The organism is Sporanaerobium hydrogeniformans, assembly GCF_002735925.1.
Taxonomy (GTDB): Bacteria; Bacillota; Clostridia; order Lachnospirales; family Cellulosilyticaceae; genus Sporanaerobium; species Sporanaerobium hydrogeniformans.
Genome location: NZ_PEDL01000001.1, coordinates 402804 through 415963, shown reverse-complemented (window position 1 = coordinate 415963; position 13160 = coordinate 402804). Strand labels below are relative to the sequence as shown.

Annotated in this window: 12 protein-coding genes; 4 read left to right on the top strand and 8 right to left on the bottom strand. The window is 35.1% G+C overall.

Annotation, left to right across the window (positions count from 1 at the left end; translation table 11 throughout):
* Position 1: 1 nt before the first annotated feature.
* On the bottom strand, positions 2-1162 hold the full coding sequence (fliB, locus tag CS063_RS02000; RefSeq protein ID WP_099448040.1) for a flagellin lysine-N-methylase: 1161 nt from the start codon (positions 1160-1162) through the stop codon (positions 2-4).
* 281 nt (positions 1163-1443) lie between these two features.
* On the opposite strand from fliB, the gene fba reads away from it, so the two are divergent.
* Positions 1444-2307: a class II fructose-1,6-bisphosphate aldolase gene (fba, locus tag CS063_RS01995; protein ID WP_099448039.1), complete on the top strand. Its 864-nt coding sequence runs from the start codon at positions 1444-1446 to the stop codon at positions 2305-2307.
* Positions 2308-2474: 167 nt separating this feature from the next.
* Entirely contained in the window at positions 2475-2639 is a 165-nt protein-coding gene (locus CS063_RS01990) for an alpha/beta-type small acid-soluble spore protein (protein ID WP_099448038.1), read from the top strand.
* Between the two features lie 68 nt (positions 2640-2707).
* Here the strand turns inward: CS063_RS01990 and CS063_RS01985 are convergent, their stop codons facing one another.
* The 5 genes from CS063_RS01985 to CS063_RS01965 form a co-directional block, all read right to left on the bottom strand.
* Positions 2708-4360, bottom strand: coding sequence for a peptide ABC transporter substrate-binding protein (locus CS063_RS01985; RefSeq protein WP_099448037.1), 1653 nt, complete (start codon positions 4358-4360; stop codon positions 2708-2710).
* A 75-nt stretch (positions 4361-4435) separates the two neighbouring features.
* Entirely contained in the window at positions 4436-5425 is a 990-nt protein-coding gene (locus CS063_RS01980; RefSeq protein WP_099448036.1) for an ABC transporter ATP-binding protein, read from the bottom strand.
* Complete coding sequence (locus tag CS063_RS01975; protein ID WP_099448035.1) at positions 5425-6441, bottom strand: ABC transporter ATP-binding protein; 1017 nt, start codon at positions 6439-6441, stop codon at positions 5425-5427. The genes CS063_RS01980 and CS063_RS01975 overlap by 1 nt, the downstream gene beginning before the upstream one ends.
* Positions 6442-6460: 19 nt before the next feature.
* Positions 6461-7660: an ABC transporter permease gene (locus CS063_RS01970; protein WP_099448034.1), complete on the bottom strand. Its 1200-nt coding sequence runs from the start codon at positions 7658-7660 to the stop codon at positions 6461-6463.
* Positions 7661-7671: 11 nt separating this feature from the next.
* On the bottom strand, positions 7672-8592 hold the full coding sequence (locus CS063_RS01965) for an ABC transporter permease (protein ID WP_099448033.1): 921 nt from the start codon (positions 8590-8592) through the stop codon (positions 7672-7674).
* A gap of 644 nt (positions 8593-9236) precedes the next feature.
* Here CS063_RS01965 and CS063_RS01960 point away from each other — a divergent pair.
* Both CS063_RS01960 and CS063_RS01955 read left to right on the top strand, forming a co-directional pair.
* Positions 9237-9776, top strand: a complete 540-nt coding sequence (locus tag CS063_RS01960) for a 50S ribosomal protein L25 (RefSeq protein ID WP_099448032.1) — start codon at positions 9237-9239, stop codon at positions 9774-9776.
* A gap of 91 nt (positions 9777-9867) precedes the next feature.
* The gene (locus CS063_RS01955; RefSeq protein WP_099448031.1) at positions 9868-10650 is read left to right on the top strand and encodes a hypothetical protein; all 783 of its coding nucleotides are present in this window, start codon (positions 9868-9870) and stop codon (positions 10648-10650) included.
* A gap of 101 nt (positions 10651-10751) precedes the next feature.
* Here the strand turns inward: CS063_RS01955 and CS063_RS01950 are convergent, their stop codons facing one another.
* Both CS063_RS01950 and CS063_RS01945 read right to left on the bottom strand, forming a co-directional pair.
* Complete coding sequence (locus CS063_RS01950; protein WP_099448030.1) at positions 10752-11708, bottom strand: D-2-hydroxyacid dehydrogenase; 957 nt, start codon at positions 11706-11708, stop codon at positions 10752-10754.
* Between the two features lie 39 nt (positions 11709-11747).
* Complete coding sequence (locus CS063_RS01945) at positions 11748-12935, bottom strand: iron-containing alcohol dehydrogenase (protein ID WP_099448198.1); 1188 nt, start codon at positions 12933-12935, stop codon at positions 11748-11750.
* Positions 12936-13160: the final 225 nt, after the last annotated feature.

Here is a 13160-nt window from a genome sequence, read left to right as displayed (position 1 = left end):
TTTATATCTCAAAAATCTGAACACTTATCTCACCATGATCAAAGGTTTTTGAAAAAGCTTGAAATAAATAAACAATGGCTTCATCACCTACTAAGCTTTGCTCTAGCAAAAGACCTATTAGGTGAAGCTTAAGAATCTCATAGTAGCACTTTAGCAGTTTAAAGCTTTCAATAGGTGTTACTTGATCAAAGGGGACACAACGCTCATACGTGTAGTTTACAAAATAATTTTCAAGTATATAGGCTTTCTCCTTCAAAAAAATTTCCTGGTATCTTTCCTTCCCTTGCTCATAACGTTTTCTTAAGTATTCTTTATTTATCTCATCGGGTAATTTATAGCCATCTAACACCTGTTCTAAACAAGCTTTATAACGCTTAGACTTTAATTTTCTATTCGCTAATTGTTTAAATGTTTTCAGACCTCCTTGAATCTCCTTAGGTAATTCTTCTAAAGATAAATTCACCTTCTTTAAAGGTTTATTTAAATTTTTTTGGGTTTCTTCAAATAATACTTCCAACTTTTCATAGTATCCTTTTTGGGTTAACCTAGTCATTTCTTTCATAAAACTTTCTAAGCGTATAAGACGTATTTCAAAACCTTCCTCTTTATTTCTTAAAATTTTCCAAATTACTTCACGTATTTTTTCTAGATGATTTGCTAAACAAGGTTTCTTGTCGCGCTCTATTGTGGCACTAATCACCTTTCTGGAAGTTACTTCCTTTAGCTCTTCCCATACAATAGATTGCTGTTGTAATAAAATTTTACGTGCTGCCTCTGGGCAAGAGCATACTAATGAATACTCTAAAACCTCATGTACTTTATTTATCGTACGTGGATACAACGTGCATGTATCACTCAATTTCTGCTCTCCAAGCTGAGTATAAATATCACACCAACCTTCACTATTTAAAAAAGCACAACGATTGTTTTTAAGTTTTATCTTTGCTGCATAACTGGCTGTGGCTCCATGCCTTCTAGGCACTAATTCTTTATACAAACGCCTCTTAAAAGCTTCATCTTTTACTTTTTGATAGCGTTTATAGGTTTCTCCATCAATAAAAATGGACCATCCGATGCAACAACTGTCCTCACACTTCCCTCCAATACAAGCAAAATTTTTCATATAATTAGGGATTCTTTTTCTTTCTTCTTGCGTATTCACTGGGTTTTACTTCTCCTCTGTCTCTTTTATTCCTATTTTAATATATCCTTCTCTCTGTTGTCTATTTTCCTTTCTATAACTCTTTATCTTTTTTTCTATTTATATTATTTGCTATCCTTTTTACTTTTTTATCTTTAAACATTTTACCTTATAATGTCTTCTTTTGCTTTATTATCAATTTGCTGTTTATTTTTTGTCAAGATAACGGTATAATGGGACATGAGAGGTGTAAAATACATCTCATACGTTATTTCTTAAAATATATTTATCGGAGGTACAATATGTTAGTTTCAGCTCAAGAAATGCTAAACAAAGCAAGAGATGGGAAGTATGCTGTTGGTCAATTTAATATTAACAACCTTGAATGGACAAAAGCTGTCTTATTAACTGCACAAGAAAACAATTCACCTGTTATTTTAGGTGTATCTGAAGGTGCTGGTAAATACATGTGTGGCTACAAAACTATCGTAGGTATGGTAAATGGAATGCTTGAAGAATTAAATATCACTGTTCCTGTTGCCCTTCATTTAGACCACGGTAGTTATGAAGGTGCTCTTAAATGTATTGAAGCAGGTTTCTCTTCTGTTATGTTTGATGGTTCTCATTATCCTATTGCCGAAAACATTGAAAAAACTACAGAACTTGTAAATTTAACAAACTCTAAAGGAATCTCTTTAGAAGCAGAAGTAGGTTCTATTGGCGGAGAAGAAGATGGTGTAGTAGGTACTGGTGAAGTAGCTGATGCTGCAGAATGTAAACAAATTGCTGATTTAGGCATAACAATGCTTGCAGCTGGTATCGGTAACATTCATGGTAAGTATCCAGAAAACTGGAAAGGTTTAGCTTTTGATGCCCTTGCTGCTATCAAAGCTGCAACAGGTGATGTACCACTTGTTTTACATGGTGGTACAGGTATTCCAGAGGAAATGATTAAAAAAGCGATTTCTCTTGGTGTAGCTAAAATTAATGTTAATACAGAATGCCAACTTTCTTTTGCTGAAGCAACACGTCAATATATCGAAGCAGGTAAAGATCAACAAGGTAAAGGCTTTGATCCTCGTAAATTATTGGCTCCTGGTTTTGAAGCCATTAAAGCAACTGTTAAAGAAAAAATGGAACTTTTTGGTTCTATCGGAAAAGCTTAAACAACTTTCTACTTTTTTTCAATACTTGTGGTTAAAAATACCAGAATAATAAACTTCAATTTGCACATATTAATACCATAGTAATCACAAAACATTCCACCTCTTAAAAGAGCATAGAATATTTTATGATTACTAAAAAAACTATAACCTTATAGGGGGCAATTATTATGTCAAACAAACAAGCTTTTGAATCAATGAAATACGAAGTAGCTAAAGAAGTTGGCGTACCTTTAAAACAAGGTTACAACGGAGATCTTACAGCTAGAGAAGCTGGTAAAATCGGTGGTACAATCGTACAAAAAGTTTTTGAAAGCTACAAAGGCGCAAAATAATTTGAAGTAAAGTGAAAAGTAGCTACCTCGGTATGAGGTAGCTACTTTTTTAGTTTTTTAGAGCTTTTTTATTCTACAATTTCTACATCACCAAACCAGAACTTTCCTACTGCATTAAGTTCCCAGCCTTGTACACGATCGTTTACCATTACATTGGCTACATAATAGTATATAGGGATAATTGGCATATCCTCCATCAGGATTTCATGTGCTTTATAGAAATGTTCCATTCTTTCTTGCCCTGTTGAAGTACGAGAAAGTTGCATTTCTTTATCGTATTCTGGATTGTTGTAACGTCCGATATTTTGACCATTGTTGGATTCAAAAATATCTAACATTGTTTGTGGATCAAGGTAATCTCCAATCCAGCCACGACGCGCAAGATGCGAAAAAGCATTATTGTTTGTTGTATCTTGGAATACTGCCCACTCTTGATTGGTTAACTTTACATTGATTCCTAAGTTTTGTTTCCACATTTCTTGAATAGCTTCTGCAATAGCCTTATGACCATCATTTGTATTATAAAGAATTTCTATTTCTGGGAAGCCTTCTCCTCCTGGATAACCTGCTTCAGCTAAAAGAGCTTTTGCTTTTTCTACATCAGCTGTTTCACTCATCCCAAAATCACCGGCTTTTTCGTTAAAATCATTGCCTTGTGCATCTTGAATACCTTCTGGCATAAACCCTGTAGATGGAATTTGTCCACCTTTTGATACTTGTTCTACAATTTGTGTACGATCAATAGCTAAAGCTAAGGCTTTACGTACATTTACATCTTGCATCAGTTCATTATTCATATTAATAGCATAGTAGTATGTCCCAATCTTAGGAAGAACATAAAATTCATCATCTTCAGCCATTAAACGTGGAATTTCACCTACTGGAATGAATTCGTTTATATCCAACTCACCAGCTGTATATTTGGTATGAGCTGTTGAAAAGTCTGTAATCATTTCACAAATTACTTTTTCAAGCTTTACATTTTCTGCGTTCCAATAGTTTTCATTTTTAACAAGTACTAATTTGTCACCCATTTTGTATTCACTTAATTTAAATGGTCCATTTGAAAGTGCTTTCTCAGGTGTTTTAGCCCAAGCCTCATCTCCCACTACTTCTTCTCTAACTGGCATAAAAGTTGGAAAAGCTGTTAAGTTTAAGAAGAAAGGTGCAGGTTGTTCAAGTGTTACTTGTAAAGTTTTTTCATCAAGAGCTTTTACCCCTAGCTCACTTACATCCACTTCTCCCTTTGCAATTTTGGCTGCATTTAAGATGTTTGCAGAAGTAAAGATATCAATATACTCTGAAGCTGTTGCAGGATTGGCACCACGTTTCCAAGCAAATTCAAAGTCTCCAGCTTTAATAGCTTCACCATCTGACCATTTTGCATCTCTTAATTTAAAAGTATAAACAAGACCATCTTCAGATACTTCATAGCTTTCTGCCATACCTGGAATGAGTTCACCTCCTACCTCACGCATAAGGCCCTCAAAGGTATTGTTAATAATATGACTTCCATCTGTCGCAGAGTTAAGTTGAGGGTCAAGTGTTTTTGGATCTGCCCCTAAATTCATACGTAATACTTGCTCTACTGAAGAAGTATTTCCAGGTTTTATTTGTCCTTCTTGGTTAGTAGAGGGTTCTTGTTTTTTACTACCACATCCTGCAAGTGTCATACTCATTGCAGTAAGTAGCATGATAAAACTAACAAGTTTCTTTTTCATGTCATTTCCTCCTGTTTTCATGATGTCTATATAAGCTAAGGAACTAGCAACTCGTTCCATTAGATTATAACAAGCTTATTGATTATAAAGATGGCAGGCTACTTGATGTCCATTTCCTAAATCAGTCACTGGTGGTTCTATTTCCGCACATACTTTCATGCAATACCCACAGCGTGTACGAAATCTACAGCCTGAAGGAGGGTTTAAAGGACTTGGCACATCACCTTCTAATAAAATACGGCTTTGTGTCTTAGCCTTAATAGGATCTGGAATAGGGATGGCCGAAAGAAGTGCTTTCGTATAAGGATGAGCTGGATTTGCATAAAGCTCATCACTTTCACCTATTTCCACCATTTTCCCCAGATACATTACTCCAATACGGTTTGAAATATGCTTAACCATTGATAAGTCATGTGCTATAAAAAGATAAGTAAGCCCCATTTCTTCTTGTAAGTCTTCAAGCATATTAACTACTTGTGCTTGAATAGATACATCCAGAGCAGAAATAGGTTCATCACATATAACAAATTCTGGCTGTACTGCAAGTGCTCTTGCAATACCTATACGTTGACGTTGACCTCCACTGAATTCATGAGGATAACGACTAGCATGATCTTTCATTAGGCCTACGCGCTCTAATAAACCATGAATTATTTCATTTTTTTCAGTACCTTTAGCAATATGGTGGGTATCAATCGCTTCACCAATAATATCTGCAATAGTCATACGGCTATTTAAAGAAGCATAAGGATCTTGAAATACCATTTGCATGCGTTTACGATAAGGCATCATTTCTTTTTCTTTAAAAGGCGCAATATCCACACCATCAAAAAGTATTTGACCTGCTGTTGGCTCATAAAGCTTCATCAAGGTCCTTCCTGTTGTAGATTTACCACAACCAGATTCTCCTACTAGACCAAGTGTTTCTCCTCTTTTAATAGAAAAGGATACATCATCTACTGCTTTAACATGGCTTTCATTTTGCCCCCATAGACCACTTTTTTTAGTAAAATATTTTTTTAGATTCATCACTTCAATAAGATTATCTTGCTTTTTAACTGTCATTAATTTTTGCCTCCTTTTTGAAAGGCTGGATGTGCAGGTGCTTCTGGATGAAGCATATGACATCTAGATTTTTGAGTGGGCGATAAGGTATATACCGCTGGTAGCTCCTCTAGACATTTATTCATAGCATAAGGACAACGTTTACAGAACGGACACCCTTTAGGTGGATGCAGGAGATCAGGTGGTGAACCAGGTATAGGTTCTAAACGCTCCTTCGTTACACTATCAGGATTGGGAACGGAGTTGAGTAGTCCCATCGTATACGGATTTTGTGGTGAATGAAAAAGTTCTTCTACCGTTCCTTCTTCCATTATCATCCCACCATACATAACAATTACACGTGTACAAAGCTGTGCAATAACTCCTAGATCATGTGTAATAAAGATAATGGATGTATTTAATCTTTCTCTAATATCTTTCATTAAATCAAGGATTTGTGCTTGAATAGTCACATCTAGGGCTGTTGTAGGTTCATCTGCGATAAGAAGCTCAGGGTCACAAGAAAGCGCCATAGCAATCATCGCACGTTGCCTCATTCCTCCTGAAAATTCATGAGGATAGTTATGAATACGTTCCTCGGGTGAAGGAATTCCTACTAAACGAAGCATCTCAATGGCTAATTTCTCTGCTTCCTTATGATTTATTTTCTTATGGGTACGAATCACTTCCATCATTTGATTTCCAATGGTATAAACAGGGTTAAGCGCACTCATAGGATCTTGAAAAATCATAGAGATTTCATTTCCTTGAATACGTCTCATTTCTTTTTCTGATTTTTTTACAAGGTCATCTCCTTTAAAAAGTACAGTACCTTCTTTAATTTTTCCTGGTTCTGATAAAAGATGCATAACAGAGGAGCAGGTTACTGACTTCCCACTTCCTGATTCCCCTACTACACCTAATACTTCCCCTTTATATAAATCAAAACTAACATCTCTTACAGATTGTACCTCTCCGAGATGGGTAAAAAAGGACGTTTTTAGGTTTCTTACTTCTAGCAATTTCTCTTGACTCATCTTCTTTACACCTCTCTTTCTATTTACGTAATCTTGGGTCTAGAGCATCTCTTAACCCATCACCTAAAAAGTTAAAAGCAAACATTGTTATAGCAATTGCCACAGCTGGCGCTACTAATTGATAAGGATACGAGCGAATCACGCCTAATGCATCGTTTGCAAGTGTTCCCCAAGATGCTTCTGGTGCAGATACACCTAATCCGATAAAACTTAAGAAGGCTTCTGTGAAAATGGCACTTGGGATACTCATTGTTAAGGAAACGATAATCGGTCCCATTGCATTTGGAATAAGATGCTTGAGAATAATTTTTGTCTTAGAAACACCTAATGCCCGAGCTGCTAGTACAAATTCTTGTTCTTTTAAACTTAAAACTTGCCCTCTTACAAGACGGGCCATACTTACCCAATAAATAAGACCAATAGTCATAATAATCGTATTTAATCCTGGACCAATCACAACCATAAGTAAAATAACAATTAATAAAGAAGGAATAGAGTTAATAATATCTACAATACGCATCATAATATTATCCAAGCGTCCACCTTCATAACCAGCAATTCCTCCATAAATAATACCAATAAGGAGATTTACAAGTGAAGCCACAAGGCCTACAGTCAGAGAAATACGTGCTCCATAAAGCACTCGAATCCATATATCTCTTCCCATTCCATCTGTTCCTAGTAGATAGCTTTTGTTAAATACTTTTTTACTATTACTTAAATCAACCGCTTTACCTTCTACTAAAATTTTATATTTAGCTGTTTCCTCAGCAGGATTATCGTTCTTCTTTTTCTTTTTAACGCCAGAATAATCAAGAACAACTTCTTTACCACCTATTTCATAGGTCACTTTACGACCTACTTTATCTTCTTTTAATTTATTGGCTACTCCAAGGATTTCACCATTTTCTGTCACTTCAATGAGTTTATACTCTTTGTGTACATAAACATAATGACCATCACCTATATCCACACGTTCAAAACGTGGAGGAATATTTGCAAGCTCTAACACTTGGTCAGAATAGCTTACCTTTGAAACCATAGGCCCCAATATAGCCACTAATACAATAAGTATAATCGCTACAAAGCCAATCATCGCTAAACTATTTTTACGGAGCCTACGCCATGCATCTTGCCAATAAGTTAAGCTTGGGCGAGGCACTTCTTTTTCTTCTTTGATTTCATGGCTAATTAATTCCCACTCTCTATTACTATTCATGCTTTTACCTCCTAATCTTGTAATTTAATGCGTGGATCAATAAGGGCATATGAAATATCTACAATAAATACCATTACCACATAGATGGCCGCATAAAATAAAGTCATCCCCATAATAACGGTATAATCACGATTACTTACACTCTCAACAAAATATTTACCCATCCCTGGAATAGCAAATATTTTTTCAACAACGAAAGAACCTGTTAAAATACTCGCTACCATTGGTCCCACATAAGTCACAACCGGAATCAGTGCATTTTTCAAAGCATGCTTACCAATTACACTGACTTTACTTAAACCATTTGCCCGAGCTGTACGTATATAATCTTGTCTTAGTACTTCTAACATGCTCGAACGCATCAGCCTTGTTACAAAAGCTACTGAGAATCCTGCAAGAGCAATAATAGGTCCGATATAGCCTTTCCAGCTTTCTAAGCCTCCTGCCGGAATAACTCCTAACTTTTCACCAAACACATACATAATGAATGCTCCTATTACAAAGCTAGGAATAGTTACGCCAATCGTTGCAATAATCATAACCACATAATCAATAGCTGTATTTTGTTTAAGCGCTGAAATAATTCCAATAGGAATACCAATGATTAAAACAAAGAAGACTGCTAATAATCCAACCTTAGCAGACACTGGAAAGCCTTGTCCAATCATGTCGTTTACACGTACCCCTGTTTTTTGAAAAGAAGGACCAAGGTCTCCTTGTGCCACATCTCCTAAATAATCTATATATTGCTTCCAAAGAGGTGCATTTAAATTATATTTCTCATTGAGAGCTTTTTCTACTTCTGGTGGCAACACACGTTCTCTTGTAAAAGGGCCTCCTGGTATGGAATGCATAAGAAAAAATGTAATGGTTGCAATAATAAATAAAGTAATTAGCATCGAACAAATTCGCTTTAAGGTATATTTAAACATGTACTCTCCTCCTTCTTAAGTAAGATAATTTTAAAGTTAATTTTACATTTATGTCTACCTATTGTACTTTACATAATATAATATTTTGCTTTATTTTGCAAGTATTACTTAGAGCTTATTTATTTTTCATTCAACTAGTTGAAAAACATGAGTATTTTAGCCTAGTTGGTGATTTTTTATCTTTGTTTTTTGATACCAATTGATTTTTTCTTGCAATGTTCATTTGTATTCAAACTTTTTATTGTTTACATAATATAACTAATATTTTAAATTTTATTCTATATAACATTCAAAACTATTTTGTCCCACATCCATTTTTTTTAAACAAAAATAATCTCTGAGCTTTAAATACCCAGAGATTATTTTAACCTTAAAGCAAGTGTTTTATTATGAGCTTTGTATACAATTTATCTTATTTTTTAGATACTTGCTTATTTTTTTATTCGTGCTATAATTATATTAAACAAATGAATAAATAAAGAACCGTCTTTTACAAGAAGGGCTTTTGGTATTGCGCTTTATAGCGCTATATGAAAAGCCCTTCTTTTTTTACAGCTGAAGGAGGTGCGCAAATCCGTACAATAATATCCCACAGCGACTCATAACATTAAAAAATATCATTTTATTTTCAAGGAGGAATCATAATGAGTACATTAACATTAAAAAGTAGAGATCCAAAGGTTAAGGCAAGAGGCTTAAGAAGAGCAGGTTTTATTCCCTGCTGCATCTATGGCCCTCAACTTCCTGAATCACTTTCTGCACAGCTTGAAGAGTCTATTGCAGAAAGATTATTAAGAGAAAAAGGAATAGGTAGTAAAATGGAAGTGGAGTTAAACGGACAAAAAATATGGGTACTACTTAAAGAAGTTACTCATAATACACTAAAAAATACTATTGAACATATTGATCTTCAAGCTTTAGACGCTAATACTAGGGTAAATAGTACTGCTAAAGTAATTCTTACAAATAGAGACAAGGTTTTAGGAATGACTGAACAAGTATTGTTTAAAATCCCTTATATAGCCTTGCCAGCAGATATTTTTGAAAGTGTCACTATAGATTTATCAGGCCTAAAGATAGGTAATCGTATAACCCTAAAAGATGTTGATATTCCCCAAAATGTTGAGTTACTTATAGATGCGGATAGTTTAATTTTAACTGTCTCTGACAACAAAAGAGCTTAGCAACAACTTAAGGCAATGCACTTATAGTCATTATCTTGTTGCCTCCTGCATAAATTCTTCATTTACTCTTTTAAGAAAGGTTGGTGCCAACATGCAGTTGGAAGGAAATACAATCACTCACAAAACATTTGGAAGAGGTATTGTAACAGGAATGTCGGATAACATTATTACTATTTCCTTTTCCCATGGTGAGAAGAAATTTTTGTATCCAGATGCATTCTCTGAATTTTTAGTCTTACACAATAATAGGATGCAAAAACGTATTAAAGATATGTTATTTCAACACGAACAGGAAACAGCACATTGTAAACAGATCGAGCAAGAAAAACAGGACCGATTAAACAGACTACGCACACTTAGACTTTCCCCTAATTCACAGGCGGCATTTGGTTTCTTAGAAAACTCCAAACAAGATGTGTTTTCTTCTTGGACGGTATTTACTGGGCACTATCTAAGTGGCTACTCAAAAGGAAAGCCTCGAATCCCTAATAAATTAAAGCCCAATTCAGTTTGTCTGTTAACAGAGTGCCCCAACGGTACATCAGAGGAAAAGAGAAAGATTATCGGGGCTTTTATGATGAGGGACGATTTTGATGGTGCTTTGTGTACAGATGGAAAAATACACAGTCATGAAAACTATAAAATTAAACTTCAAGAAGACCAATCACTCCTGTTTTGGAATTATTTTGATGAATCAGATTGTCCTAAGCGATGGGGTAAAACTGAATTTAAATATTTTTCAACCGAAATAATGCATAAAATTCTATATGACATGTTAACATTATTAGCTGATTCTGAACACCACGAAACAATCACTCATTTTTATAACTATTTTTGTAATGTCAATCGACTTACAAGTTTATTAGAAGAATAAATTATTAATTACCATAGATTGTTCATTAAATTATATTTTCCAAGGGGATGCCGCTCAATTAATTAATTAGATTAGTTGAGCGGCATCTCTATTTATAACATTTAAACAATACGATTTCTTTGCTCTCCTTTAAAATAGGCTTCTATATTCCATGCAATCTCTGTAATAAGCCTTCTCCTAGCTTCTACACTGGCCCAGGCAATATGAGGTGTAATAAGAAGCTTTTGTGAATCCTTTACTGTCAATAAAGGATTTTGCTTGTCAATAGGTTCTTCTTCTAAAACATCTAATCCTGCAGCAGCTAATCGTCCTTCATTAAGGGCCTTGGCTAAATCTACCTCATTAATAATACCCCCTCTTCCTAAGTTAAGCAAAAAAGCTTCAGCTTTCATTTTAGAAATTTCTTTATAGGTAATAAGTCCTTTTGTTTTCTCATTAAGAGGTGCATGGATCGAGAGAATATCACTTGTTTCTAAAAGTGTATCCAGCTCTACTCTTTTATAGGTAGTATCTTGATGCTTTCCTGAGCTAGAGTAATAGATCACTTCGGCTCCAAAAGAAGTAGCAATCTTAGCTACTTCTTTACCAATAGCCCCTAATCCTATAATCCCCCATGTCTTTCCAGATAATTCAGCAAAAGGCCACGCAATATAGGTAAATGAACTATTATCCGCATAACGTTTACTTTTTACATATTCATCATATGCTCTTAAATGCTCCATTAAATAGAAGAGCATAGCAAAGGTATGTTGTGCAACACTCTGTGTGGAATAACCTGCTACATTTACTACACCAATCCCTCTTTTTTTAGCGTATGCGATATCAATATTATTGTAACCCGTAGCTGTTAAAGCAATTAAAGAGAGTTTACTCGCTTCTTTTAAATTGCTTTCATTTAAAATAACTTTATTGGTAATAATAATCTCTACGTCTTTTATGCGCTCTGCAATTTCCTCTGGAGTAGTTAAGTCATAGCTTACTAATTCCCCATATTTTCTAAGAGGTGTAATATCAATATCTTTGCCTAAAGTAGCCGCATCTAAAATACAAAGCTTCATCTGTTCTCTCCCTTCTTCCTACTATTCCTTCATTTGCTATTAAAAATTCACATTTGCTGCTTTATAAATGGCATAAATAGCTTTTTCATCTAGCTTCATAAAACTTCCAATAGTACGTTTTCCTTGAAAAGAACATTTATGTGCAAGCTCTTTAAGTGTCTCTTCTCCTTGACACTCGCCTAAAAGCTCTTGAAGCTGAACCGGCATCTCCAATTCCTTGAAATAGCTTTCTGTTGCTGTAATCCCTGCTAAAGCTAAAACCTCTTCATCTTGCCCTGTCAATCCCCACACCTTGGTAGCATACTGAGCAAATCGCGCTGGTTTTTGTTTATAGACATAGCGTGCCCAAGACCCCCACATAGCTGATAAACTAGCTCCATGCGCTACATCAAACATACCACTTAGTTCATGTCCTAGTTGATGCGTTGCAAAGTCCATTTCAGCTCCTAAACCAGTTAAACTGTTATGTGATAAACTCCCTGCCCACATAATTTCAGAAAGTGGTTTATAAGCCTGAGGTGTCTTAACAGCCTCTCTTCCATTTTTAATGACGTTACGAAGTAAACCTTCTGCTATCTCATCTGTCAGTTCATTACCTTCACTTGGTGAAAAATAGCGCTCCATCGTGTGCATCATAATATCTACAATCCCACAACATAGCTGATAAGAAGGAACTGAATAAGTGAGTTCTGGATTCATAATCGCAAATTTAGGACGTGTTAAATCAGATGGACGCCCTCTTTTTATATTCCCTTCTTCGTTAGTAATCACACTGGAATTACTGGTTTCACTACCTGCTGCTGAAAGAGTTAAAATAACCCCTACCGGATAACATCCTACTGGATCCTTCTTCCTCAAGTAATAATCCCAAATATCCATCTCTGGATTAGCAAGACCAAGGGCAATTGCCTTAGAAGAATCAATAACACTTCCTCCACCTACTGCCAGTATAAAATCAACCTTTTCTTTTTGACAAAGAGCAATGCCCTCTCTTACAAGACTAAGACGTGGGTTAGGCTTTACCCCTCCAAGACTTACATACTCCACACCTGCTTCTTTAAGTGCCACCTCTACACGGCTCATAAGCCCTGATTCTATTGCACTCTTCCCTCCATAATGTAAGAGCACTTTTTTAGCACCCCAATTTTTTATCTCTTGACCTACCTGCTTCTCTGTTTCTTTCCCAAAAATAACTTTAGTAGGTGAATAAAACTCAAAATTATTCATCTTTATAATCATTCCTTTCAAAGTTTTTAATAGCATTAAATTCTCTATAGCCTATTTAATTACTTATTCTATTATTTCTACTTTCATTTCATCTTTTATCATAGTATAAGAAAAAGATAATGTCTATATAAAGCTCTTCCTAAGTACTTTTAATGTTTTAATCATTTCTTATAAAAGAATACCTTCATGCTATTTCGTACATGAAGGTATTCTTAACTTTTATCT

Bases quoted from the DNA above. Each gene is read 5' to 3' on its own strand.
- fba (WP_099448039.1), top strand. From the start codon at position 1,444: ATGTTAGTTTCAGCTCAAGAAATGCTAAACAAAGCAAGAGATGGGAAG.
- CS063_RS01990 (WP_099448038.1), top strand. From the start codon at position 2,475: ATGTCAAACAAACAAGCTTTTGAATCAATGAAATACGAAGTAGCTAAA.
- CS063_RS01985 (WP_099448037.1), bottom strand. From the start codon at position 4,360: ATGAAAAAGAAACTTGTTAGTTTTATCATGCTACTTACTGCAATGAGT.
- CS063_RS01980 (WP_099448036.1), bottom strand. From the start codon at position 5,425: ATGACAGTTAAAAAGCAAGATAATCTTATTGAAGTGATGAATCTAAAA.
- CS063_RS01975 (WP_099448035.1), bottom strand. From the start codon at position 6,441: ATGAGTCAAGAGAAATTGCTAGAAGTAAGAAACCTAAAAACGTCCTTT.
- CS063_RS01970 (WP_099448034.1), bottom strand. From the start codon at position 7,660: ATGAATAGTAATAGAGAGTGGGAATTAATTAGCCATGAAATCAAAGAA.
- CS063_RS01965 (WP_099448033.1), bottom strand. From the start codon at position 8,592: ATGTTTAAATATACCTTAAAGCGAATTTGTTCGATGCTAATTACTTTA.
- CS063_RS01960 (WP_099448032.1), top strand. From the start codon at position 9,237: ATGAGTACATTAACATTAAAAAGTAGAGATCCAAAGGTTAAGGCAAGA.
- CS063_RS01955 (WP_099448031.1), top strand. From the start codon at position 9,868: ATGCAGTTGGAAGGAAATACAATCACTCACAAAACATTTGGAAGAGGT.
- CS063_RS01950 (WP_099448030.1), bottom strand. From the start codon at position 11,708: ATGAAGCTTTGTATTTTAGATGCGGCTACTTTAGGCAAAGATATTGAT.
- CS063_RS01945 (WP_099448198.1), bottom strand. From the start codon at position 12,935: ATGAATAATTTTGAGTTTTATTCACCTACTAAAGTTATTTTTGGGAAA.